Source organism: Psychrobacter sp. AOP7-B1-24 (genome assembly GCF_052376215.1).
In the GTDB taxonomy this organism is placed as follows: domain Bacteria; phylum Pseudomonadota; class Gammaproteobacteria; order Pseudomonadales; family Moraxellaceae; genus Psychrobacter.
The window spans coordinates 1-347 of the sequence record NZ_JBQSVL010000227.1 but is presented as its reverse complement, the minus strand read 5'-3'; the positions used below and the strand labels follow the sequence as shown (position 1 = coordinate 347).

General features: G+C 49.3%; 1 protein-coding gene. It reads right to left on the bottom strand.

Translation table 11 applies throughout. The features are described 5' to 3' along the window. Nucleotides 1-347: hypothetical protein (locus ACT3QP_RS15125; RefSeq protein ID WP_444526073.1), on the bottom strand; the 347-nt coding region annotated here is incomplete at both ends.

Below are 347 nucleotides of genomic sequence, written 5' to 3'. Positions count from 1 at the left end.
TAGTTATGCTGTCCATATTGCGCGTGGGTCTGCGGCTGAGTGGATAGAACAAGTGCTTCCCCTGATTTGATACTGATCTGCGCGTTGGTGGCCGCATTGATCCCTTGACGTTTGGCGGTGTCTGATGGATTGATCACGCCCATCTTGAGCATGGCAGCCACTTGACCATCATCGACGTTTAGCTGTGAGTACGCTTGCTCATCTCTATGATCGCTGATCCACTCTGATAGGCCATTATCTGTATTACGATAGCCACTCTCAATGGCTTGTTCATTGTCTGTAGTAAATAGGCTAGGGCGCGTGCTAGACAATAAGCTACCCGTATTGATTAAGTGCTCGCCATCACC